Below are 23,055 nucleotides of genomic sequence, written 5' to 3'. Positions count from 1 at the left end.
GGGACCGGGGGGAGGGAGGCCGCGCCCCAGGGGAGCCCGATCGGGTAGCCCGGCGCGGGCGGCAGCCCGCCGGAGCCGGCCTCGGCGACCCGGCGCGGGTCCGGGCGCGCCCCGGGCACGGCGGCGTCCTCGGGCGCCGGACGGGTGTCCCCGTACAGCGCGTCCGCGTCCACGTACGGCATGTCCATGAACTGGTACGAGGCCGGCGTCCCGTGGGTGGCGGCCCGGCGGTCCTCCGCCGCTGTCGGTCCGGTCTCCCCGGAGGCGTACGCCTCGGCGGTCCAGTGGAAGTCGGGGCCGCCGGAGCCCTTCGCGGAAGCGGCCGGCGGGTCGGGTGCCGGGAGGGCGGCGCCCCCGACGGCCGCCGAGGCGTCCCGGAACCCGTCGCCCGTGCCGGTCACGGTGAGACCGTCGCTCGTGCCGGTCACGGTGAGGCCCTCGGCCGGGCCGGCTGTCGCGAAGCCCGTGGGCTCGCCGGGCGCGGTGAACGGCGCGGGCGTGGCGGGAGCGCCGCCCGCCGGCCGTCCGGTGCCGCGCACAGCGGTCCGTGGAGCGCTCGCGACGGCGTTCTGCCGCGCCGACATCCAGGTGCGGCTGTACGACCACGCGGCGCGCACCGGACGGCCGCCCCGGGGACGCAGGGAAAGGGCTGCCGTGCCCGAGGCCGCGACCGGCACCAGGGCGAGCAGCGTGAGCGCCGCGGGCAGGGGCAGCGACTGGCCGGAGGCGAGGAAGTCCGCCGCGGCGCCGCCGAAGGGGACAGCGGTGAGGTCGCCGCGCAGATGGAGGAAGAGGAGCAGGGCGAGCAGCGAGCCGAGGAGCGTGGACAGGGCGGTGGTGGCGGCGGAGATCGCCATCAGCCGGCCGGGACCGAGGCCGACGGCGGACAGGCCGGGCCGGGGCCGGGTGGCGGGGTCGGTGCGGGCGACCGCGACGGCGAAGTAGACCGTGGCGGCGAGGGGCACGACGCACCAGGCCAGGCGCAGCGCGCCGGCGGCCGAGGCGTCCGGATGGCTCATCGCGTAACCCAGCGTGCACAGCAGCAGGAACCCGGTGCCCGCGGAGGCGGCGGCGACCAGGAGCCGGCGGAGCTGGACGAGGGGGTGGCCCCCGCGGGCTAGACGGAGAGCGAGCACGCGGCCCGGCCTTCCGTCTCGGTGACGGGGGGCAGGTGGACGGTGTTCACGCGTCGTCCGTCGAGCAGCGACACCGTGCGGTCGGCGAGGGCCGCGGTGTCCGGGTCGTGGGTGGCGAGGACGGCGGTGATGTTGTGCGAGCGGGCGGCCGAGGTGAGCGTGCGGAGCACCTGGGTCTGGTCGGCGCGGTGCAGCGGGGCCGTCGGCTCGTCGGCGAACAGCACGGTGGGGGTGGGGGCGAGGGCGCGGGCGACGGCCACGCGCTGCCGTTCGGCCTGGAGCAGGGCGTGCGGGCGCTTGCGGGCGCAGCGGCCGACGTCCAGGCGTTCCAGCCACTCCAGGGCGGCGGTCTTGGCGGCCCGGCGGGTCCAGCCGCGCAGCATCAGCGGGAGGGCGGTGTTCTCCCAGGCGTTCAGCTCGGGGATCAGCGTCGGGACCGGGTCGATCCAGCCGAACCGGTCGCGGCGCAGCCGCTCGCGGGTGAGCGGGCCCATGGTGTGCACGGGCGAGCTGTTGAACCAGACCTCGCCCTGCTGGGGCAGGAGCTGGCCGGAAAGGCACCGCAGGAGGGTCGTCTTGCCGCTGCCGCGCGGGCCGCAGACGGCGAGGATCTCGCCCTCACGGATGCCGAGGGAGACACCGCTGAGCGCGGGCGAGCCGTTGTGCTTGACGTGCAGGGCGCGCGCCCAGAGCACGTCGTTGTCAGGCGGGGCCACCATCACGTACACCTCGTTCCGAGCTGATGTGCCGTGCCCGGCGATCTCTTCGAGGTCGCTCGGTCCCCCGGACGGGGGAACGAAGGCAGGGCCGATCGGTCACAGGGCACGCTAAGGAGTCGGGGCCGGGAGGCCGGACAGCACGCGGCCCCGGGCCGCCCATTCTCACTCGAACGGGCGCCACCGGGGCCGGTGTTGGTCAGTCGCACGGGAGACCCGGGCCCACCGTGGGGAAGCGGCGGGGCCGGGCTCGCGGCCGGGGATCAGCGGGGTGCGATCAGAGCTTGGTCCATGCCTCCGTCAGCACCTGGCGGACGATCCCCTCGATCTCGTCGAAGGTCGACTGGTCGGAGATCAGCGGCGGCGAGAGCTGGATGACCGGGTCACCGCGGTCGTCGGCGCGGCAGTAGAGGCCGTACTCGAAGAGCTTCTTGGAGACGAAGCCGTAGAGCACGCGCTCCGACTCCTCGTCCGTGAAGGTCTCCTTGGTGGCCTTGTCCTTCACGAGCTCGATGCCGTAGAAGAAGCCGTTGCCGCGGACGTCGCCGACGATCGGCAGGTCGTGCAGCTTCTGCAGGGTCTTCAGGAAGTTCGCCTCGTTGTCCAGCACGTGCTGGTTGAGGCCCTCACGCTCGAACAGGTCGAGGTTGGCGAGGCCCACGGCCGCGGAGACCGGGTGGCCGCCGAAGGTGTAGCCGTGCAGGAAGGTGTTGTCGCCCTTGTAGAACGGCTCGGCGATGCGGTCGGAGACGATGCACGCCCCGATCGGGGAGTAGCCCGAGGTCATCCCCTTGGCGCAGGTGATCATGTCCGGCACGTAGCCGAACTTGTCGCAGCCGAACATCGTGCCGAGGCGGCCGAAGGCGCAGATGACCTCGTCCGAGACCAGCAGCACGTCGTACTGGTCGCAGATCTCGCGCACGCGCTGGAAGTAGCCGGGCGGCGGCGGGAAGCAGCCGCCGGCGTTCTGCACCGGCTCCAGGAAGACCGCGGCGACGGTCTCCGGGCCCTCGAAGAGGATCTCCTGCTCGATCTGGTCGGCGGCCCAGCGGCCGTAGGCCTCGGGGTCGTCGCCGAAGAGCGGGGCGCGGTAGATGTTGGTGTTCGGGACCTTGTGGGCACCCGGGACCAGCGGCTCGAAGGGGGCCTTCAGGGCCGGCAGGCCGGTGATGGACAGGGCGCCCTGCGGGGTGCCGTGGTAGGCGACCGCACGCGAGATGACCTTGTACTTGGTCGGCTTGCCCTGCAGCTTGAAGTACTGCTTGGCGAGCTTCCACGCGGTCTCGACGGCCTCGCCGCCGCCCGTCGTGAAGAACACCTTGTTCAGGTCGCCCGGAGCGTGGTGCGCGAGGCGCTCGGCCAGCTCGATGGCCTTGGGGTGGGCGTAGGACCACACGGGGAAGAAGGCCAGCTCGGCCGCCTGCTTGGCGGCGACCTCGGCCAGGTCCCGGCGGCCGTGGCCCGCCTGGACCACGAACAGGCCCGCGAGACCGTCGAGGTAGCGCTTGCCCTTGTCGTCGTAGATGTAGGCGCCCTCACCACGGACGATCGTGGGAACGGGCGCGTTCTCGTACGAGGACATGCGGGTGAAGTGCATCCACAAGTGGTCGTACGCGGTCTTGCTGAGGTCCTTGGTGCTCACGGCTATCGGGTTCCCCACATGTAGGTCTGCTTCTTGAGCTTCAGATAAACGAAGCTCTCGGTGGAGCGCACCCCGGGCAGGGCCCGGATGCGTTTGTTGATGACGTCCAGCAGGTGGTCGTCGTCCTCGCAGACGATCTCCACGAGGATGTCGAACGAGCCCGCGGCCATCACCACGTACTCGACTTCCGACATGGCAGCCAGCGCGTCCGCCACCGGTTCGAGGTCACCCTCGACCGTGATGCCGACCATCGCCTGCCGACGGAATCCCACGGTGAGCGGGTCCGTGACGGCGACGATCTGCATGACGCCCTGGTCGAGCAGCTTCTGGACCCGCTGGCGCACGGCGGCTTCGGAGAGGCCCACGGCCTTGCCGATCGCGGCGTACGGGCGGCGTCCGTCCTGTTGGAGCTGCTCGATGATGGCGAGGGAGACGGTGTCCAACTGGGGACCGCCGTTCCTGGACTCGCGGGAGTCCCTGGGTTCCACGCTTCGACTGGCCACGACCCCACTGTGCACGACGTATCGACAGTTCCGCAAGGTTCGGGCGATGAAATTCGTTGTTTACGGGTACGTGTCTTGCGGATTTCGCAGCTCTGGGCCGTTCGGGGGTGTTGAAAACGCGGAGTCACGGATTAGGGTGGGGTCCAGGCATCTCAGGTACTGGACACCTGGGTCGTTGGACATCCGACAGGAGGGCCGGGCAGTGAGCACCGAGCTGCGTCGTCTGCGCAATTACATCGACGGAGAATTCCGCGATGCCGCCGATGGACGGACCACGGAGGTGGTCAACCCCGCGACCGGCGAGGCGTACGCGACCGCGCCGCTCTCCGGTCAGGCGGACGTGGACGCCGCGATGGCGGCCGCCGCCGCGGCCTTCCCGGAGTGGCGGGACAAGACCCCCTCCGAGCGCCAGAAGGCACTCCTGAAGATCGCGGACGCGTTCGAGGAGCGGGCCGAGGAACTGATCGCGGCCGAGGTGGAGAACACCGGCAAGCCGATCGGTCTGACCCGGTCCGAGGAAATCCCCCCGATGATCGACCAGATCCGCTTCTTCGCGGGTGCCGCCCGCATGCTCGAAGGCCGCTCGGCCGGCGAGTACATGGAGGGCATGACCTCGATCGTCCGCCGTGAGCCGGTGGGCGTCTGTGCCCAGGTCGCGCCGTGGAACTACCCGATGATGATGGCGGTGTGGAAGTTCGCCCCGGCCCTCGCGGCGGGCAACACGGTCGTCCTGAAGCCGTCGGACACCACCCCGGCCTCCACCGTCCTGATCGCCGACATCCTCGGCGGCATCCTGCCCAAGGGCGTCTTCAACGTCATCTGCGGCGACCGCGACACCGGCCGCGCGATGGTCGAGCACCCGACCCCGGCGATGGCGTCGATCACCGGCTCCGTCCGCGCGGGCATCTCGGTCGCCGAGTCGGCGTCCAAGGACGTCAAGCGCGTCCACCTGGAACTGGGCGGCAAGGCCCCGGTCGTCGTCTTCGAGGACACCGACATCCCCAAGGCCGTCGAGGACATCTCGGTCGCGGGCTTCTTCAACGCCGGCCAGGACTGTACGGCCGCCACCCGCGTCCTCGTCCACGACTCCATCCACGACGAGTTCGTCGCCGCGCTCGCCAAGGCCGCCGCCGAGACGAAGACCGGTCAGCCGGACGACGAGGACGTGCTCTACGGCCCGCTGAACAACCCCAACCAGCTCAAGCAGGTCGCCGGGTTCATCGAGCGGCTGCCCGCGCACGCCAAGGTCGAGGCGGGCGGCAAGCAGGTCGGCGACAAGGGCTACTTCTACGCCGCGACGGTCGTCTCCGGCCTCAAGCAGGACGACGAGATCATCCAGAACGAGGTCTTCGGCCCCGTCATCACCGTCCAGTCCTTCTCGGACGAGGCCCAGGCGGTCGAGTGGGCCAACGGCGTCGACTACGCGCTGGCCTCCTCGGTCTGGACGAAGGACCACGGCCGCGCGATGCGCCTGTCCAAGTCCCTCGACTTCGGCTGTGTGTGGATCAACACCCACATCCCGCTGGTCGCCGAGATGCCGCACGGCGGCTTCAAGAAGTCCGGCTACGGCAAGGACCTCTCGGGCTACGGCTTCGAGGACTACACGCGCATCAAGCACGTGATGACGTCGCTGGACGGCTGACGGCCCACCCCGCGTGAACGTGGCCCCGGACGGGAGTCGATCCCGTCCGGGGCCACGCCTTTCCCCCTGGGTGCCGGCTCAGGCGTTCTCGGTCACGCCGGAGAGCGACGGCCCGTCGGCTGCGCCCGGCTCGCCCTTCTCCGTGTGGAAGCCGGGCAGCTCGCCGAAGCCGCCCGCGGACCCCTTGCCGGGCTTGCCGGGCACGGTCGTCGGGGGCAGCCCGGATCCGGTCGAGAAGGTGATGCCGGCCTTCTTCAGGATCGGCGCGCACGCCTTCTGCGCGGTCCGGTAGCTCTTCGAGGCCGGATCGAATGCCTTGTCCGCCTTCATCCTCACGTCGAACCGGACGCGGCCCCGCTTGTCCTTCGAGGCGTGGAAGACCGGGAAGTACTTCTGTCCGTGGTCACGCATACAGGCCGCGAACGCGTCGTTGGCGGTGTTCACGTCGCCGGGGGCGTCCGAGGTCGGCCGGTAGCCGATGGCCGGCACGGCCCCGCCGGACGGCAGGCCGCCCCTGGGCGGTTCACCGCTCCCGTTGTGCCGCGTGAGCCGGGGCGAGCCGACGGTCCCCGTCGCCGTGGTGGTCACGGTGGTCCTGTCGGACGCCGAGGTGGCCGATGCCGCCGAGGCGCTGACGGTCCCGAGCGTGGCGGCCGAGATCAAGGCGCAGGCCAGGGCGAGTCGTTGTGGCCGGGTGGCCAGTGCACGCATGGGCTTCCTCCATGGGGCGGGCGGCGGTGCCGCCGGTTCGGATGCGTTGGCGTACGGTTGACGCACCGCCGTGCCGTCACCTGCCGTGGCTCGACGGTCGTGGCGGGGTGCGCGGTGCCGTGCTGAGCTCCAGCCAAGCCGGGGGGCGGTTACGGCACGGGAACGGTCTTCCTTATGGCGCCGCGACAGGGCCCGACATGGCGCCGTGACAGGGCCCGACATGGCGCCGTGACAGGGCCCGGTTCGGCTCCCGGGGCGGGGGAGCACCCCCGTACGGGAGCCCTTATCCCCGTGTAACCGCCCGCGCGTCACACTGGCCGCCATGCGTGTGCTGGTGGTCGAGGACCATGAGGAGCTCGCCGAGACCGTGGCCGCCGGGCTGCGCCGCGAGGGCATGGCGGTCGATCTCGCGCTGGACGGGCCCACGGCGCTGGAGCGCGCCACCGTCAACGGGTACGACGTCGTCGTGCTCGACCGTGATCTGCCCGGGGTCCACGGCGATCAGGTGTGCCGGACGCTGGCCGCGGGCGGCAGCCGTGCGAGGGTGCTGATGCTGACCGCGTCCGGCACGGTGGCCGACCGGGTCACAGGACTCGGTCTCGGTGCCGACGACTATCTCTCCAAGCCGTTCGCGTTCGCCGAACTCGTCGCGCGGATACGGGCCTTGGCGCGCCGTGCGCAGCCCGCGCTGCCTCCTGTCCTGGTCCGCGGGGAACTGCGGCTCGACCCGGCGCGCCGGCAGGCGACCCGGGGCGGTTCGGGCCTCGCCCTCAGCCCGAAGGAGTTTGCCGTGCTCGAACTCCTGCTGGCCGCGCAGGGCGCCGTGGTCTCCACCGAGGAACTCCTGGAGCGGGCCTGGGACGAGGCGGCCGATCCCTTCAGCCAGACCGTGAAGGTCACGGTGAGCCGGCTGCGCCGCAAACTGGGGGAGCCGCCGCTGATCGCGACGGTGGACCGGGCGGGATACCGCATCGCATGACGAACGCATCCGAGCGGCCGGGGCTCGCCGGGGTTCGGTGGCGGCTGGCGCCGCGCAGTATCCGGTGGCGGCTGACCCTGCTCTACAGCGCCCTGTTCATGGCGGCGGGCGCGGCCCTGCTCGGCTTCACCTACCTCCTGGCGTCGCGGTCCGGGCCCTCCAAGGGGGTCGTCTCGTCCGTCGAGGCCGGGCTGCCCGCGGGCCAGGGCCTCGCCACCACCATCCCCGATCCGCCGGCGCTCACGACGTACGCCGAAGCCCTGCGAGCCGACCAACTGCACCAACTCCTCGTCGAGGCGGGCGTCGCGCTCGCCGTGATGACCTTCGCCTCCGTGGCCCTGGGCTGGATCATGGCCGGACGTGTCCTCGCCCCGCTGCGCACGATGACCGCCGCCGCCCGGCGGATCTCCGCGGACAACCTCCGCCAGCGGCTGGCCGTGCCGGGACCGGAGGACGAACTCAAGGCGATGGCGGACACCTTCGACGACGTACTGGGGCGGCTGGAGGGCGCGTTCGAGGCGCAGAAGCAGTTCGTCGCCAACGCGTCGCACGAACTGCGCACGCCGCTCACGCTCCAGCAGGCGATCGTGGATGTCGCGCTCGCCGACCCCGGCGCGTCGGTGGAGAGCCTGCGGGCCGCGTGCCTGCGCGTCCGGGCCGCCGGGCAGGAACAGGAGCGTCTCATCGACGCCCTGTTGACCCTCGCCCGCAGCCAACGCGGGCTGCGGCACAGGGAGTTCGTCGACCTCGCCGAGACGGTGCGGGAACTGCTGCCGGACGGTGGGTCCGAGCCCGGCGCGCCGGCCGTACGGGCCGACCTCGGCTTCGCACCCGTGCTGGGCGATCCCCAGTTGATCGAGCGTCTGGTGGTCAACCTCGCGGACAACGCCGTACGGCACAACACCACCGGGGACGGGGAGAGTTGGGTCCGTCTGTGGACCGGTACGGAGGCGGGGTTCCCGGTCCTGCGGATCGACAACACCGGCCCGGTGATCCCGCGCGACCAGGTGGCCGAACTCTTCCAGCCGTTCGGGCGGCTCGGCACGGAACGGACCCGCACGCGGCCCGGGACACACCCGCGCGGGCAGGGCCGCCCCCGCGAGGGACTGGGGCTCGGCCTGTCCATCGTCACGGCCGTCGCCACCGCCCACCGCGGCACGGTCGAGGCGTGGCCTCGTCCGCAGGGCGGCCTGTCGGTACGAGTCACCTTCCCGCCGTGCGCGCCGCCCGCGAACTCCCCGGGCCGGGAGCCGGGCAGGGATCCGGGCCGGGGACGGCCGGCGGTCACGCGCCCGGAGTTCTCGAAACACCCGGAAACGGATCGACAGGGTGTCGGGTCGGCGGGCGACTGATCGACGCAGCGTCCATTGTCCGGAACGAGCCAGGGTCGGCATGCTTCGCGCGTGCCCGTGAATCGGAAGACCTCGCCGCTGTCCCGCCGGTCCCTGCTGCGCGCCCTGGGCGGCGGTGCCGCACTCGGAGCCCTCGCCGGATGCGGGGTACCGGCCGCGTACGTGGCACCGGGCGACCGGGCCGGAGCCGACCTCTCCGCCTCGGACAAGCGGCTGACCTGGGCGAACTGGCCGCTGTACATCGACACCGACGACGAGGACACGACCCGGCGGCCGTCGCTGGAGGCCTTCGAGAAGCGCACCGGGATCTCCGTCGACTACATCGAGGAGATCAACGACAACGACGAGTTCTTCGGCAAGATCAGTCCGTCCCTGATGAACCACCAGCGGACCGGGCGCGACCTCATCGTCATCAGCGACTGGATGTGCGCCCGCTTCGTCCGGCTCGGCTGGGTCCAGGAGATGGACCGGTCCCGGCAGCCGAACGTCGCCAAGTACCTGGACCCGCTGCTGCGTTCGCCCGCCTTCGACCCCGGCCGCAGGTCCTCGGTGCCGTGGCAGTCGGGGATCACCGGTATCGCGTACAACCGCCGCAAGCTCGGCCGCGAGATCGCGCACGTGTCCGACCTGTGGGCCGACGACCTCAAGGGCCGGGTCACCCTGCTCTCCGGCCTGGACGAGGCGTTCGCGCTGCTCATGCAGGCCGACGGCGTCGACATCACGAAGTGGCGGGCCGACGACTTCCACCGGGTGTGCGACCAGGTCGAGAAGCAGGTGCACCGCGGGCAGATCCGCCGCTTCACCGGCAACGACTACATCAAGGATCTCGCGAGCGGGGACGTGCTCGCCTGCCAGGCCTACTCGGGCGACGTGATCCAGCTCCAGGCGGACAACCCCGACATCCGCTTCGTCGTCCCCGAGGAGGGCGCCGAACTGTGGGCCGAGTCGCTGATGATCCCCAACCTGGCCCGGCACAAGGGCAACGCGGAGAAGCTCGTCGACTACTACTACGAGCCGGAGGTCGCCGCCGAGCTGGCCGCCTGGGTCAACTACGTCTGTCCGGTCCCCGCCGCCCAGGACGTCCTCGCCTCCTCCAAGGACAAGGACACCGCGGCCCTCGCCGAGGACCCGCTGATCTTCCCGGACGCGACCATGCGCAAGCGCCTCGCCATCGCCCGCGACATCACCGCCGGCGAACGCACGGAGTTCGCCAAGCGCTGGAACGCGATCGCCGGCCTGTGAACCGGGGGCCGGGCCCGGACGGGGTCAGAGCTCGCGCAGCAGGGCCCGGGCTCGCGCCAGCCGTCGCGTCGCTGCCGGATAGGGCAGCGCACGGGCCAGCGACTCGGCGCGTGTCAGCTCCTTCGCGCCCTCCCGCGTCGGGGCGGGCCGCGACAGCGAGGTGCCGAGGACGATGCGTGCCTCCACCTCGGTGAGGCGTTCCCCGGTCCGTTCGGCCCGGGCCGCCTCGGCGTACGCGAGCCGCTGGGCGGCCTCGGTCCGCCCCGACAGGAGCTCCGCCCAGGCCACCAGCACCGGCGCGTCGTCGGTATGACCGTCCAGGGCGCGCAGCGCCTGGTCCGGGTGGCCGGTGCGCAGGGCGAGCTCGGCACGCGCCGTGCGCACCTCGTGCTCCGCCTGCCGGTCTCCCAGCTCGGCGGCCACGGCCTCCGCGCGGTCCAGGAGGGGCACGGCCTGTTCCGCCGCGCCCGCGAAGACCCGTACGCGGGCCAGGGTCGCGAGGGCGTACGGAAGGCACCAGGCGTCGTACGCCTCCGCGCCCGCGACCGCTTGTTCCGCGAGGGCGAGGGCCGGCCCGGGCTCTTCGAGCAGCAGCCGCAGTTCCGCGAGGTTCCCGCGCTCGAACGCGGCGGCGGTCGGATCGCCCGACCGTTCGGCGAGGCCGAGCGCGCGGGTTCCGATGTCGACGGCCTCCCACAGTCTTCCCGCTCGCCGCGCGTTCTCGCGCAGCATGGACAGGACCGAGCCGAGCAGGGTCGGATCGCCGTAGGCCTCGGCCGGTGCCAGTGCCTGGTCGCCGGCTTCGCGTGCCTGCTCGAAGCGGCCGGCGAGCCCGAGGTTGGCGGCCTGCATCGCGAAGGCGCGGGCCACCAGCCGCTGGCCGGACGCTCCCGGCACCTTCCGCGCCGAGGTCAGGGCCTGCCGGGCGGCCTCGTGCCCGGCCGTGTACCGCCCCTGGACGCAGCGGACCACGGACAGGGCCAGGAAGTGACTGGCGGCCGGTTCCGGCCCGGTGTCCGCGGTCACCGGGTGTTCCCGCAGCGTGCGGCGTGCGGCCGCCGGTGCGCTCGTCCTGGCCAGGGTCTCGGCGAGCAGCGCCGAGGCGAGGACGGCCTCGTCACGGTCCTCGCGCCGTTCGAACTCCGCCAGGGAGAGCCGCAGGACGTCGGCCGCCTGCTCGAAGTGGCCCATTCTCCGCAGGACATGGGCGTGCGCGAGCCGGGCGCGGGCCGCGTCGACGTCCAGCCGGGCCACCAGGTCGCGGTAGTAGCGGTCCGCGGTGTCGTTCGCGTACAGGGCCGCGGCCCGTTCCGCCGCTCGGCGCAGGTATTCGGCCGCGCGCGGGTCGTCGGCGCGGGCGAAGTGGGAGGCCAGGGTGTCGACGGCGTCGGGGCGGCGCCGTCTGACCGCCTGCGCGAAGGCGGCGTGCAGTTGCCGGCGGCGGACCCCCGCGAGCTGTTCGTAGCAGGTGAGCCGGACCAGCGGATGCCGGAAGGCCACCCCTTCCTCGGACCGCCCGGCCACCACGACGGGCCGTTCCTCGACGAGCGAGGCGGCGATGGCCTGTTCCAGGGCGTCGGCCGCCGCGGCCCCCGCGACCGGCGGGTGCAGCCCGTGTTCGGCGACGTCGAGCAGTTCGGACAGCGCGGTGTCGCCGCCCGCCACGGCGAGCGCCTCGACGACGCGGCGCGCGTCCGGGTCGAGCCGTACGAGCCGGTCGGCCACCAGCCCCCGTACACCTTCGGGGGCGAGACCTCCGTCGTTCCCGTCGGCCAGGCCGTGGGCGAGTTCGAGGGCGAACAGCGGGTTGCCGAGGGAGAGTTCCCACACCCGGTGGACCCGGTCCGCGTGCGAGGGGTCCGTGGCCGCGTCGCGGACGACGGCCAGGCACGCCTCCTTGTCGAGCCGGCTCAGCTCCTCGCGTACGCCGTGACGCCGGCGCAGGAGGGAGGCCACGGCCGAGCGGCGCGCGTCGCCGTCGGGCAGCTCCTCCTCGCGGTAGGTCGCCAGGAACCGCAGAGCGGTGTCCCGCTCCACGGCCCGGCGGGCCAGATGACCGAGCAGGCGGTACGAGCCCGTGTCGGCGGCGTGCAGATCGTCGAGGACGACCAGCACAGGGCTGGCCGCGGCGAGGTCGCCCAGCAGCGCCGTGATGCCCCGGAACAGCCGGTCCCGTTCCTCCTCCGGGCTGCGCTCGCCGGAGGTTCCCACCTGTCCGAGCGACGGGAGGAACGAGGCCAGTTCGGGATACTCGGACCCGACCCGGGCCCGCTCGGCGGCGCTGTGCTCGGCGAGCCAGCCCTCCAGCGCCTCCGCGAACACCCCGTACGGCGTGTGCCCCTCGGCGTCCTGGCCGCCGCCCCACAGGACGGCCGTGCCGTCCGCGGCGGCACGCCGGGCGACCTCGCTCACCAGGCGGGTCTTGCCGATGCCCGCCTCGCCGCTGAGCAGGGTGACGGGCGGCCCGTCCGCCGCGAGGAGGCGTTCGAGCACGGTGTCCCGGCCCCGCAGCGGTCGTGCGCCGCGGGTGGCCCGCAACAGGGCGGGGAGCGGCGGGGCGGTGGGTGCGGGGGCGGGTGCGGCGGCCAGGGCGGCCCGGTGCAGCCGCTCCGTCTCCGGTCCGGGCCGTACGCCCAGTTCCGCCGAGAGGATCTCGTGGCACGCGTGGTACTGGCGTACGGCCCGGCGGCGCAGGCCCTGGCGCAGCGAGGCGTCGATGACGATGCGATGGGCGAGTTCCTCGGCCGGGCTGGAGGCGAGCACCTGCTCGGCCGCGGCAACCGCCTCGCTGAGAGAGCCTTGCGCCAGGTGTGCGGCGGCGAGCGCGAGCAGCACCTGCTCGCGCAGGGCGACGAGCCGGCCGCGGCGGGACTGCGCCCAGCTCGCGTAGCGGTCCTCGGGGAGCAACTCCCCGGTGAACAGGTCCAGGGCGGCGGCGAGCGCGCGGGGGTCCTGGGCGGCGAGCGCGGTCCGTGCCGCGGCCTCGGCGTCGTCGGCGTCGATGCGTACGGCGGCCGGGTTCAGCTTCAGCAGGGCGCCGTCGGACATCAGGTACGAGGAGGCGGCGCGCGGGGCGAGTTCGGGTTCGAGGGCGTGGCGCGCGGCGTGCAGGGCGACCCGCAGGCTGCCCGTCGCGGCGTGCGGATCCGCGTCGGGCCAGCAGATGTCCATGGCCTGCTCGCGGTGGAGCTGGTGGTCGGGGACGACGGCGAGGAGCTTCACCAGGGTCTGGGCGCTGGGCCGGGTCCAGCGTTCGGCGGGTGCCGGGCCGCTGTCGCGAGTCGCTGTGAAACCGCCGAAAAGGTGCAGACGCAGCAGCGGAGTGGCCGAATCTACGCTGTCCGTCCGCTGCTCGTTCATGAGGGCGCAACTGTAACCGAGCAAACCGAGGACCCCCCGGGCTAGGCCCGGGGGGTCCGTGTGCTCCTGGGAGCGGTCGGGTCAGGAGAGCTTGTAAGCGGTCACCTGGTGGATGCCGTTGTTGGTCAGGTAGTAGCCGCCGCCGAACTGTCCGACGGCGCGGTCCCGGCCGTCGACGTCGCTGTTGAGCGACATCACCTCGTCGACACCGTCGCCGTCCAGGTCGCCCGCGAAGTAGTTGCGGGCGCCCATGAGGGTGCCGATGCTGCCGACGGCGTTGGCCCAGCTGTCCTCGGAGTCGAGGATGCTCGGGTCGAAGACGTACAGGCCCGCCTCGGCACCGGCGACCAGGAGCTCGCGCCCGCCGGGACCGGTCAGGAAGCCGCCGCCGAACGTCGTCGGCGAGACGAGCTGCATCGTGTCGTCGCCGTTCGCCCGGTACCGCCGGAACGACGCCGTGTCGCCCGAGTACAGCACCCCGTCCTTGGCGAAGTAGCTGTTGTGCGTCCACAGGCCGCCCGCGAATCCGGTGTGCAGCACCTCGCCGGTGCGGCCGTCGCGGATCTCGAAGTAGTTCTGCGGGTTGAGGGCGTCGGCGGCGGTCTTCAGCGGGGCGACGACGGCCCACAGGTAGATCACCGCGTGCCCGTCGGCGTACGGGATCTCCTTGGAGGAGAAGACACCCTGGTTCGGGATGGCGGTACGGATGCCGTCCACCGCGGTGTCGGGGGCCTTCGGCACGGCGGACCAGCGGACCTTGCCGCTCTTGGCGTTCAGCGCGACCGCGTTCGTGACGGGCGAGGTCAGCTGGAACGCGTCGAGACTGGCGTACGACGCGTACACCTGGCCGTCGTTCACCGACGGGTCGGTGAAGCGCACGTCGCCCGCGTCCTTGGGCGCGCTGTACGTCCACAGGGCGCGGCCGGTGCCGCTGTAGGCGCGCAGGGCGTCGGTCGGGACGAGGATGTCCTGCTTGCCGTCGCCGTCGAGGTCGGCCAGCTCGGCGGTGCGGACGTACTGGCCCTCAACGGCGTCGATGGTGGCGAGCGTCCTGCCCGTCGCGCCGTTGAGCACGACCGTCGCGGTGTCGGCCGCGACCACGATCTCGGGCTTGCCGTCGCCGTTGACGTCACCGGTCTCGATGTCGTGGACGGCGCCCGGGACGGTGGCCTGCCACAGCTTCTTCGGCTTGCCGCCGTCCACCAGCGAGGGACCGGAGTAGGCCCACACCCCGTTCGACGAACCGCCCATGATCAGGTCGGACTTGCCGTCCTTGTCCAGGTCCGCGCTCTTGGCGTAGGCGATGTCGCCCTGCAGGGGCGTGACGTTCTCCGCCTTGCCGCTGCCCACCTTGAAGGTACGGATGTTCTGCGCCTGGTCGACGACGCGTACGTGCGTGCCCCGGCCGTCGCTGTAGAGGTCCTGGTACATGGGCGCGGCGGTGACGCCCTTCTGCTGCCACCTGACGGCGCCCTTGCCGGAGAACACGGTGAGCGACGCGTAGCGCGTGCCGCCGCGGTTGTCCGGGTCGTTGATCTTCCGGTCGTCCTGGGCGGAGGCGACCAGCGAGCCGTCGGCCACTCCCAGGCGCCAGACGCTGGGCCCGTTCTTGCTGTTGTCGGCGTCGCGCTTGATCGTGCTCGACCAGAGCAGCGTGCTCGGGTCGGCACCCTCGACGACACGGACGGTGCCGGCGTTGACGAAGTAGTTCTCGTCGAGCGAGGACTCCGCGACGGCGTACTCCGCGCCGGGCTTGGCACCGAGGTCGCCGACCGTCAGGGCGGTGGGCACCACGTTCTCCCGGCCGTCCAGCGTGGTGCGGTCACCGGTCTTCAGGTCGTAGGACACGACCTCGTAGCGCACCGCGTCCGTGGCGTCCGCCTGCTCGACGGCGACGAGACGCTTCCGGCCGGCGTCCAGGCGGAGCTGACGGCTGTAGATCGTGCTGTCCGTCTGCCAGGCGACGGAGCCGTCCGCGGTGTCGAGCACCAGGGTGCGGCCGCGCGCGTCGACACCGGTGGCCTTGCCCAGGTTCCAGGAGACGGCGACCTTGCCGCCGCCGAGGTCCTGGATGTCGCCCCAGTTCGCGTACCGGGCTTCCCCGGTGTCGTACGTCCAGGTCTGCGCCGGAGTCAGCTTGCCGTCCGCGGACGAGAACCGGATGCCGGTCAGGGTGGCCGTCGCGGCGGCCGGGACCTTCGCGTCGCCGCTCATCCGGGGCGCGTCGGCGATCAGCAGCGTGCCGTCGACGATCTTGACCATGGAGGCGTGGTTGTACAGCTTCGACCAGACCGTGGTGCCGGTCTTCCCGTCGAGGACCGTCACGAACGTGCCGGTGGTGAGGGCGGAGCCCGGCGAGGAGAAGGGGCGCGGGTACGGGTTCGTGCCGACCAGCGCCGAGAACACCAGGTCGGGGACGCCGTCACCGGTCAGGTCGCCGGTCGAGTAACCGGAGTCCGAGTTGGGTGAGAACGGCGAGACCGCGTTGTAGCCCATGAGGATCTGCGGCGGGTACGGCTCGACCCGCCACACCTGGAGCGGCTTGACCTGCCAGTCCGCGAAGAACGAGCTGCCGTTGCGTGCCCAGGTCTCGCTGCCGTCGGCGGCGTGACGCTGCACGTAGCCCATGCTGTTGACGGAGAAGTAGTCGCCGCTCCTGCCGATCGGCACCGTGGCACCCATGCCGCGCACGCCTTCCAGCGTGGACTTCGCGGTCGTGGTGACCTTGGTGGCCGGGTCGACGTCGGTGGACGTGCCGTCCAGGGTCGCGCCGCTGCCGGAACCGGAGTCTCCCGTGGCGGAACCCGAGTCCGTCGTGGTGGAGTCGTCGGCCGGCTTCGGCTCGATCGTCTCGGCCTCGGTCTGGCCGTACGGGTCGAGGGTCAGGTTGGCGGCCAGCGTCTTCGCCTCGGCGCCGGTCAGCTTCATGGCCGAGCCGCTGTCGTCGGCGGCCAGAGCCTGCGGGGTGACGGTCAGGCACAGGCCCGCCGCGACCAGCGCGGAGGCGAGGCGCACGGCCCGCCGTGAGTGGTGGGCTCTCATCACTTGGCTCCCTGCGCGAAGCGGATGGCGGTGCCGTCGGTGAGGACGGACTGGTTGTACGCGTACTGGAGGGCGTCGGTGCCGTTCTGGTTGGCGATGCCGACGGTGGCGCCCGCGCCCTTGTCGGCGACCGACTTGTACTGGAGGGTCACGGCGCCGGTGGCCTCGTCGAAGACGGCCTCGAAGGTGGTGCGGCCCGAAGTGCCGTTCGCGTAGGCGGCGTTGTTCCACACGACGGCGAACCTGCGGCTGCCCGTGCTGCCGGTGGTGGCGGTCTGCACGGACGACTTGCCGTCGAGCGTCAGGTCGTCCCAGAGCGGGGCGACGATTCCCTTGACGCCGTTCGCACCGGTCGTCGGCAGCGCGGTGTTGCTGTAGTCGCCGACGCGCGAGGACAGGAAGTTGACCAGGCCGTCGGTGGTGACGGAAGCGGAGGAGTACGAGACGCCGTACAGCTTCACCGGGAAGGGCAGCGTGACCTTCGCGGCGTCCTCGTCACCGGACAGGGCGACCTTCTTGGAGCCCGCGATCCACGCGTACGTGGCGGGGGCGCAGGAGTTGGCCGAGTTGTCGGTGCGGTTGGGAACCTGGACGTTCTTGGCCAGGTCGGCGGAGCCGACGGTGGCGGTGCCGTTGTAGACGCCGTTGCACAGGATGGGGGCGGCCGGCTTCACCGACAGGCTGTAGGAGCCCTCGGAGACCTTGGCGAAGGAGTACTGGCCCTTGGCGTCGGTGGTGACGGCGTCCAGCGGGGCGCCGGTCAGCTCGACCTTCGCGCCGGGCAGCGCCTTGCCGGTGACGTCGAGGACGGTGCCGGAGACCTTGTGCGAGGGGACCGCGGTCAGCGCGATGTCCTGCGTGAAGGCCTGGCTGTCGGTGAGGGTGACACCGGTGGCCGAGCCGTTCGCGTAGCCGTAGCCGCCGAACGTGAAGGAGTACGTGCCGGCGGGCAGCGGCAGCCGGTAGGCGCCGTCCGTGCCGGTGGTGACCGTACGGGTGGTGCCGGCGGCGGTGGCCTTCACCGTGATGTTGGGCAGCGCCGCGCCGGTCGCCTTGTCGGTGACCTTGCCGGTGACGGTGGCCGCGGTGTGCGGGGCCCTGTCGACGGAGGCGAGGATGTCGAGCTTGCCCTCGCCCCACACGTTGTTCATGCCGGCGGTGCCGCCGCAGTGCGTGTCGTCGACGTCACGGGCGCCCTCGTTGAGCAGCGCGCGCGTCTCGTCGATCTTGCCGATCAGCGACGGTGCCGCCGACCAGAGCAGGGCCACGGCACCCGCGACGTGCGGGGTCGCCATCGACGTGCCCGAGATGGTGTTGTAGGACGAACCCGGCCAGGTGGACGGGATGTTGACGCCCGGCGCCGAGATGTTCGGCTTCGCCGAGCCGTCGACCAGGGACGGGCCGAAGCCGGAGAAGGAAGCGATCGTGCCGGTCGAGCCGTACGCGCCGACGCCGTAGGACGGGGCCTGCGAGCCGGGGGCGTGCGCGGTGGAGCAGGTCTTGCCGTCGCCGTCGTTGCCCGCCGCGAACGCCTCGAAGATGCCGGCCGCGTTCCAGGCCTCGACGATGTCCTGGTAGAACGTCGTGTCGCCGCCGCCCCAGGAGTTGTTGACGATGTTCGGGGCGAGGTCCGGGCGCGGGTTCTGGCCGTTGTGGTCGGTCGGCGCGAGGATCCACTGACCGGCCGCGAGCAGCGACTCGTCCGAGCAGGAGGAGGACTCGCAGCCCTTGGCGGCGATCCACTTCGCGTTCGGCGCGACCCCGATGCCGTGCTTGGCGACCATCGTGCCCATCGTGTGGGTGCCGTGGCCGTTGTTGTCGCACGGGGTGCCGCCGGTGCCGCACTCGCCGGTCGGGTCGTAGAAGTTGTAGTCGTGCGTGAAGGTGCCGTCGCCGTTGTTGCCGCGGTAGTTCGCGACCAGGTCCGGGTGGTCGTACTGCACGCCCGAGTCGACGCTGGCGACGACGATGCCCTCGCCGCGGTCGTCGTACTGGTTCCAGACGTCGTCGGCGTTGATGTCGGCGACGCCCCACTCCGGGCTGTCGTCACCGGCGGCGGAGGAGTCGGTGCGCGACGTCGTGACCTTGGTGTCGGCCGTCTCGATGTCGTCGAGCTTGTAATGCTGCTCCTTGACGATCTTCGCGACGTCCGGGCGCGCGGCCAGCTCGTTCACCAGCTTCGCGTCACCGGTGACCTGGATCGCGTTGGCGATCCAGTAGTCCTTGTGACCGACCTTCTTCTTGTCGAGAAAGGACTTCAGCGGGGTCTGCGTGTCCGCGGCCTTGGCGCGCAGCTCCTTGAAGGCGGCCTTGGCCTTGGCCGTGTGCGTCTTCTGCTTCTTGGCGTCGGACAGGTCGGCCTGGTCCTTGAGGACGACGAAGAAGGTGGCGTCGCCTCCCTCGGCGACGGCGCTGCGCAGCGACGAGTCGATCTTGGAGGTCGCGGCCGTGGACGGGGTGTCGGACGCGACGGCCGGCATCACGCCGGAAACCAGGGCGGTCGCGGTGAACGCGGCCGCCGTCCATACGGCGGATCTGCGCCGCGGCGGTCGGGGCAGGTGCATCGGGGTGCTCCTCCGGGAACGGTAGGGGGGAGCTCGGACGCTAGGCAGAGGCCGTTACTCGGGCATTACAGGGTGTGGAGCGGTCGTACAACTGACCCTCATCCAGGGCGAACCCGACCCCTCGGCGTGTGTGGTGTGAAATCAACCACCCCGCTACGGCAGTTGGTTGGCCCCGGAGGCGCCAACCACCCCGGTCCGGCGTTGGGGTGGCCCCGGAGGCGGTGGGCGAGCCCCGGTCTGGCCCGACCGGACGCGCGGGCCCGGTGCCGGCCGGGTCGTCCGGGCGCCGAAGTCCGGCTTCTCCCGCCCCCTTTACGCCTTTGCCCGCTCTTTACAACCCGGTCCGCCGCCCGCTCGTCTCTCCGCTCGATCCGTAACCGGCCCGCCGTTCCCACCGGCGGGCGGACCGACGAAAGAGAGCGATCCATGCGCCGAACCGTCTTCAGTGCCACGGCACTCGCGTGCACCGCCGTGCTGGTGGGCACGGTGCCCGCGTTCGCCGACGGGGCCTCCCCGCGCCCCTCGACCCGTCCGAGCGTCACCGCGGCCCCGGCCCCCGCGAGCCCCACCGCGACCCGGGCGCCCTCCGCCGTTCCCAGCGCCGCGCCGACCCGCGCTCCCTCCGCAGTGCCCAGTGCCGCGCCGACGCGGGCGCCGGCCTCGCGGCAGGTCTCCGTCCGTCCGGCCGGCGCGCCCGACACCGGTGTGGCGGCGACCGCGGCCTCGTCCTCCGGCCTGGCGGCCGGGCTCGTCGGCGGGAGCGCCGCCGCCGTGTTCGCCGTGGGCGCGGGCGTGTTCGCCGTACGCCGTCGGCGGGCGACCGGGGCATGACGCCCCTCTCCAGGCGCGCGTTCGTCGCCACGGCGGCGGCCGCGCTGCTCGTGAGCTGCGGCGGCCACCCGGCCGGCCCGGCCGCGGACGCGCGGCCCGGCGGCGCACACGCGAGCGCGGGATCCGAGGGCAGGCCGGCGACCGCAGGGTCGGACGGCGCCCCCGCGGCCTCGCGGGCCGCCGTGAAGCCGGCGCGCGCGATGGCGCGTTCGGTGCCGGTCGGGCTGCGGATACCGGCCATCGGGGTCGACACCCCGCTGACGCGGCTCGGACTCGCCCCGGACGGCAGCGCGCAGGTGCCGCCGGTCACGGCACACGACCGGGCCGGCTGGTACCGGTACTCGCCGACGCCGGGCCAGAAGGGTCCGTCGGTGATCCTCGGTCACGTGACGGTCGGCTCGTACGGCGACGGCGTCTTCCGTCACCTCGCGCGCCTGCGCCACGGCGACCGGATCGTCGTGCGCCTGGAGAACGGCGGGTCGGCCGGGTTCACCGTCGACGACGTCCGTACCGTCGCCAAGGCCGACTTCCCGTCGGACGCGGTCTACGGCGACGTGGACCGCCCGGAGCTGCGGCTCATCACCTGCGGTGGTCCCCGCTCCGGAAGCGGCTACCGCGACAACGTGATCGTGTTCGCGGCGCTGACGTCCGCGAGCAACTGACCCCCGGCCGGCTGTCCGGGATCCTGGGCCGCGGGACCGTACCCCCGCGGCCCGGGATCGTCCGCTCCCGGCACCGTCACGACCATGGAGAATGTTGAAAGGGTCCCGTGAGAAGGCGGCGTCCGAGCTGTTCGCCGCCCTCTACCCGCGCCTCGCCGGCTGGTGCCGCCGTCTCGTCGACGACGACGGGACGGCCCACGAGATCGCCTCGGAGGCGTTCACCCGGCTCTGGTCCCGCTGGACCTCCGTGGCCGAGCCGCGGGGATTCCTCTACGTCACGGCGGCCAACCTCGTCCGGGACCACTGGCGCAAGCTGGAGCGCGAACGCAGGGCCGTGCACCGGGCCACCGCCGAGGCCGCCGTCGGCCCGCCGAACGAGCAGGCCGATCCGTCCGTACGCCTGCTCGTGCAGTCGCTGCCCGAACGGCTGCGCGTCCCGATCCTGCTGCACTACTACGCTGACATGCCGATCCGGGAGGTGGCCGCGCTGACCGGGCGCAAGGAAGGAACGATCAAGGCCGATCTCCACGCGGCCCGCGAAATGCTCCGCGCCCACCTGAGGAGAAGCCTTGATCACACACTCTGACGATGGTCCGGACTTCGGCCCCGACGATCCGCTCGCCGTCATCATGCGGCCCCCGTCCGAGTACCTCTCCCCACCGCCCGGCCGTTACGAGGCGATCCGCCGGGGCGCGGCCCGCCGCCGGCTGCTGCGCGCCGCGGCCGGGGCCGCTGTGGCGTGCGCCCTCGGCGCTCTCGTCGTGCTGCCGCTCCGGTCGGCCGCCCCCGAGGCGCCCGTGGCCCCGGTGGTCCCGCTGGCCCCGCCGCCCGCGACCGGCCCGTCGGCCGAGCCCACTCCGTCGGTCTCGCCCGGGCGGGTCAGCCCCCGTCCCGGCGGGAGCGGTCCGCCCGGCCGGAGCGCGGCTCCCAGCACCGTGCCCGTGCCCACGGCCCGGACGACCGGAGATCGCACCCCAACCCGTACTCCGTCGGCCACGCAGAGCTCCGCGCCCGTGACCGCCCGGCCCTCCGCCGTCCGCACCGGCGCCGTTCCCACTCCGACCAGGGGGGACCAGCGGTAGAGGGGGTGCGTACCCGCCCCGTCCGGGCCCGACCGCAGGGTGCGGAGGAGGGCCGGAGTTCTCGCGGTGAGAGGGTGCGGGCGCCGCCCATAAAGCGGTCCTTCAGTAGCCATAAGTCAGTCTTATGAGGTCATAGCCAGGACCCGCCTACTGACTTAGGTTTGCCTCAGTTTAGGCTTCCCGTCGAGCCCCCTGCCCCTGCTCGAAGGGAATCTGATCATGCCTCGCCCTCTGCGGGTAGCCATTGTCGGAGCCGGCCCCGCCGGAATCTACGCCGCCGACGCGCTGCTGAAATCCGCAGTGGCCGCCGAGCCCGGTGTCTCCATCGACTTGTTCGAGCGGATGCCGGCCCCGTTCGGTCTCATCCGTTACGGCGTCGCCCCCGATCACCCCCGGATCAAGGGCATCATCACCGCCCTGCACCAGGTGCTCGACAAGCCGCAGATCCGCCTCTTCGGCAACGTCGACTACCCGCGCGACATCAGCCTCGACGATCTGCGCGCCTTCTACGACGCGGTGATCTTCTCCACCGGCGCGACGGCCGACCGGGCCCTCGACATTCCCGGCGTAGACCTCGACGGTTCGTACGGCGCGGCGGACTTCGTGTCCTGGTACGACGGTCACCCGGACGTCCCGCGCACCTGGCCGCTGGAGGCCGAGAAGGTCGCCGTCCTCGGCGTCGGCAACGTCGCGCTGGACGTGGCCCGCGTCCTGGCCAAGACCGCGGACGAACTGCTGCCCACCGAGATCCCGCCGAACGTGTACGACGGGCTCAAGGCCAACAAGGCCCTCGAGGTGCACGTCTTCGGCCGCCGTGGTCCGGCGCAGGCGAAGTTCAGCCCGATGGAGCTGCGCGAGCTGGACCACTCGCCGAACATCGAGGTCGTCGTCGACCCCGAGGACATCGACTACGACGAGGGCTCGATCGCCACCCGGCGCGGCAACAAGCAGGCCGACATGGTCGCCAAGACCCTGGAGAACTGGGCGATCCGCGACACCGGCGACCGCCCGCACAAGCTGTTCCTGCACTTCTTCGAGTCGCCCACCGAGATCCTCGGCGAGAACGGCGAGGTCGTCGGCCTGCGCACCGAGCGCACCGCCCTCGACGGCACCGGGAACGTCAAGGGCACCGGCGAGTTCAAGGACTGGGACGTCAGCGCGGTCTACCGGGCCGTGGGCTACCTCTCCGACAGCCTGCCCAAGCTGCCCTGGGACGTCGAGTCGGGCACGGTGCCGGACGCGGCCGGCCGGGTGCTTGAGGACACGGGCGAGCACCTGTCGTCCACGTACGTCACCGGCTGGATCCGGCGCGGTCCCATCGGTCTGATCGGTCACACCAAGGGCGACGCCAACGAGACGGTCGCGAGCCTGCTCGACGACCACGCGAACGGCCGTCTGCTCACGCCCGCTTCACCCGAGCCGGAGGCCGTCGACGCCTTCCTCGGCGAGCGGGACGTCCGTTTCACCACGTGGGAGGGCTGGTACCGGCTCGACGCCGCGGAGAAGGCGCTGGGCGAGCCGCAGGGCCGCGAGCGCGTGAAGCTCGTCGAGCGCGAGGACATGCTGCGGGAGAGCGGCGCCTGAGCCACCG

At 72.3% G+C, this 23,055-nt stretch carries 16 protein-coding genes and 1 pseudogene; 9 read left to right on the top strand and 8 right to left on the bottom strand.

What is annotated here, in order from left to right; all coding sequences use genetic code 11:
* From ACWEBX_RS13340 to ACWEBX_RS13325, 4 genes and pseudogenes are all read right to left on the bottom strand, one after another.
* A pseudogene (locus tag ACWEBX_RS13340) lies at window positions 1-1,136 on the bottom strand (hypothetical protein); the annotation flags it as partial.
* Window positions 1,118-1,855, bottom strand: a complete 738-nt coding sequence (locus ACWEBX_RS13335; protein ID WP_451884981.1) for an ABC transporter ATP-binding protein — start codon at window positions 1,853-1,855, stop codon at window positions 1,118-1,120. The gene ACWEBX_RS13335 and the pseudogene ACWEBX_RS13340, both read right to left, overlap by 19 nt.
* 274 nt (window positions 1,856-2,129) lie before the next feature.
* Window positions 2,130-3,512, bottom strand: a complete 1,383-nt coding sequence (locus ACWEBX_RS13330) for an aspartate aminotransferase family protein (RefSeq protein WP_451884980.1) — start codon at window positions 3,510-3,512, stop codon at window positions 2,130-2,132.
* A complete protein-coding gene (locus ACWEBX_RS13325) occupies window positions 3,497-4,012 on the bottom strand; it encodes an Lrp/AsnC family transcriptional regulator (RefSeq protein WP_451884979.1) in 516 nt (171 codons plus the stop codon). The genes ACWEBX_RS13330 and ACWEBX_RS13325 overlap by 16 nt, the downstream gene beginning before the upstream one ends.
* A 187-nt stretch (window positions 4,013-4,199) precedes the next feature.
* Here ACWEBX_RS13325 and ACWEBX_RS13320 point away from each other — a divergent pair, with 187 nt between their 5' ends.
* On the top strand, window positions 4,200-5,639 hold the full coding sequence (locus ACWEBX_RS13320; protein WP_451884978.1) for a gamma-aminobutyraldehyde dehydrogenase: 1,440 nt from the start codon (window positions 4,200-4,202) through the stop codon (window positions 5,637-5,639).
* 78 nt (window positions 5,640-5,717) lie between these two features.
* Here ACWEBX_RS13320 and ACWEBX_RS13315 read toward each other — a convergent pair whose 3' ends face one another.
* The gene (locus ACWEBX_RS13315) at window positions 5,718-6,350 is read right to left on the bottom strand and encodes a hypothetical protein (protein WP_451884977.1); all 633 of its coding nucleotides are present in this window, start codon (window positions 6,348-6,350) and stop codon (window positions 5,718-5,720) included.
* A gap of 322 nt (window positions 6,351-6,672) precedes the next feature.
* Between ACWEBX_RS13315 and ACWEBX_RS13310 the strand changes: the two genes are divergently transcribed.
* Genes ACWEBX_RS13310 through ACWEBX_RS13300 form a run of 3 tightly spaced genes read left to right on the top strand, consistent with a single transcriptional unit; the run spans window position 6,673 to window position 9,923 of the window.
* On the top strand, window positions 6,673-7,329 hold the full coding sequence (locus ACWEBX_RS13310) for a response regulator transcription factor (protein ID WP_451884976.1): 657 nt from the start codon (window positions 6,673-6,675) through the stop codon (window positions 7,327-7,329).
* A complete protein-coding gene (locus ACWEBX_RS13305) occupies window positions 7,326-8,681 on the top strand; it encodes a sensor histidine kinase (RefSeq protein WP_451884975.1) in 1,356 nt (451 codons plus the stop codon). The genes ACWEBX_RS13310 and ACWEBX_RS13305 overlap by 4 nt, the downstream gene beginning before the upstream one ends.
* 51 nt (window positions 8,682-8,732) lie before the next feature.
* Entirely contained in the window at window positions 8,733-9,923 is a 1,191-nt protein-coding gene (locus ACWEBX_RS13300; protein ID WP_451884974.1) for an ABC transporter substrate-binding protein, read from the top strand.
* A gap of 24 nt (window positions 9,924-9,947) precedes the next feature.
* On the opposite strand, the gene ACWEBX_RS13295 is transcribed toward ACWEBX_RS13300, so the two are convergent.
* The 3 genes from ACWEBX_RS13295 to ACWEBX_RS13285 form a co-directional block, all read right to left on the bottom strand.
* A complete protein-coding gene (locus tag ACWEBX_RS13295; RefSeq protein WP_451884973.1) occupies window positions 9,948-13,283 on the bottom strand; it encodes an ATP-binding protein in 3,336 nt (1,111 codons plus the stop codon).
* An 81-nt stretch (window positions 13,284-13,364) separates the two neighbouring features.
* Entirely contained in the window at window positions 13,365-16,325 is a 2,961-nt protein-coding gene (locus ACWEBX_RS13290; RefSeq protein ID WP_451884972.1) for an FG-GAP repeat domain-containing protein, read from the bottom strand.
* Window positions 16,325-18,889: a S8 family serine peptidase gene (locus ACWEBX_RS13285; RefSeq protein ID WP_451884971.1), complete on the bottom strand. Its 2,565-nt coding sequence runs from the start codon at window positions 18,887-18,889 to the stop codon at window positions 16,325-16,327. The genes ACWEBX_RS13290 and ACWEBX_RS13285 overlap by 1 nt, the downstream gene beginning before the upstream one ends.
* Before the next feature lie 426 nt (window positions 18,890-19,315).
* On the opposite strand from ACWEBX_RS13285, the gene ACWEBX_RS13280 reads away from it, so the two are divergent.
* The 5 genes from ACWEBX_RS13280 (at window position 19,316) to ACWEBX_RS13260 (ending at window position 23,048) form a co-directional block, all read left to right on the top strand.
* Window positions 19,316-19,720 carry a sortase-dependent protein gene (locus ACWEBX_RS13280; protein ID WP_451884970.1) on the top strand — a complete coding sequence of 135 codons (405 nt, stop codon included), beginning with the start codon at window positions 19,316-19,318 and terminating at the stop codon, window positions 19,718-19,720.
* Window positions 19,717-20,382: a class F sortase gene (locus tag ACWEBX_RS13275; RefSeq protein ID WP_451884969.1), complete on the top strand. Its 666-nt coding sequence runs from the start codon at window positions 19,717-19,719 to the stop codon at window positions 20,380-20,382. The genes ACWEBX_RS13280 and ACWEBX_RS13275 overlap by 4 nt, the downstream gene beginning before the upstream one ends.
* A gap of 94 nt (window positions 20,383-20,476) precedes the next feature.
* Complete coding sequence (locus ACWEBX_RS13270) at window positions 20,477-20,968, top strand: RNA polymerase sigma factor (protein ID WP_451884968.1); 492 nt, start codon at window positions 20,477-20,479, stop codon at window positions 20,966-20,968.
* Window positions 20,952-21,464, top strand: a complete 513-nt coding sequence (locus ACWEBX_RS13265) for a hypothetical protein (RefSeq protein WP_451884967.1) — start codon at window positions 20,952-20,954, stop codon at window positions 21,462-21,464. The genes ACWEBX_RS13270 and ACWEBX_RS13265 overlap by 17 nt, the downstream gene beginning before the upstream one ends.
* A 219-nt stretch (window positions 21,465-21,683) precedes the next feature.
* Window positions 21,684-23,048: an FAD-dependent oxidoreductase gene (locus ACWEBX_RS13260; protein ID WP_451884966.1), complete on the top strand. Its 1,365-nt coding sequence runs from the start codon at window positions 21,684-21,686 to the stop codon at window positions 23,046-23,048.
* Window positions 23,049-23,055 lie beyond the last annotated feature (7 nt).

The sequence above is a fragment of the Streptomyces sp. NPDC005070 genome, from assembly GCF_053600395.1.
Note: the sequence above shows the minus strand (reverse complement) of the source record. Positions and strands in the feature narration are given on the sequence as shown.

Coding starts and splice junctions, on each gene's coding strand:
- ACWEBX_RS13290 (WP_451884972.1), bottom strand. CDS start 16,325: ATGAGAGCCCACCACTCACGGCGGGCCGTGCGCCTCGCCTCCGCGCTG.
- ACWEBX_RS13335 (WP_451884981.1), bottom strand. CDS start 1,855: ATGGTGGCCCCGCCTGACAACGACGTGCTCTGGGCGCGCGCCCTGCAC.
- ACWEBX_RS13280 (WP_451884970.1), top strand. CDS start 19,316: ATGCGCCGAACCGTCTTCAGTGCCACGGCACTCGCGTGCACCGCCGTG.
- ACWEBX_RS13315 (WP_451884977.1), bottom strand. CDS start 6,350: ATGCGTGCACTGGCCACCCGGCCACAACGACTCGCCCTGGCCTGCGCC.
- ACWEBX_RS13310 (WP_451884976.1), top strand. CDS start 6,673: ATGCGTGTGCTGGTGGTCGAGGACCATGAGGAGCTCGCCGAGACCGTG.
- ACWEBX_RS13305 (WP_451884975.1), top strand. CDS start 7,326: ATGACGAACGCATCCGAGCGGCCGGGGCTCGCCGGGGTTCGGTGGCGG.
- ACWEBX_RS13285 (WP_451884971.1), bottom strand. CDS start 18,889: ATGCACCTGCCCCGACCGCCGCGGCGCAGATCCGCCGTATGGACGGCG.
- ACWEBX_RS13260 (WP_451884966.1), top strand. CDS start 21,684: ATGCCTCGCCCTCTGCGGGTAGCCATTGTCGGAGCCGGCCCCGCCGGA.
- ACWEBX_RS13295 (WP_451884973.1), bottom strand. CDS start 13,283: ATGAACGAGCAGCGGACGGACAGCGTAGATTCGGCCACTCCGCTGCTG.
- ACWEBX_RS13275 (WP_451884969.1), top strand. CDS start 19,717: ATGACGCCCCTCTCCAGGCGCGCGTTCGTCGCCACGGCGGCGGCCGCG.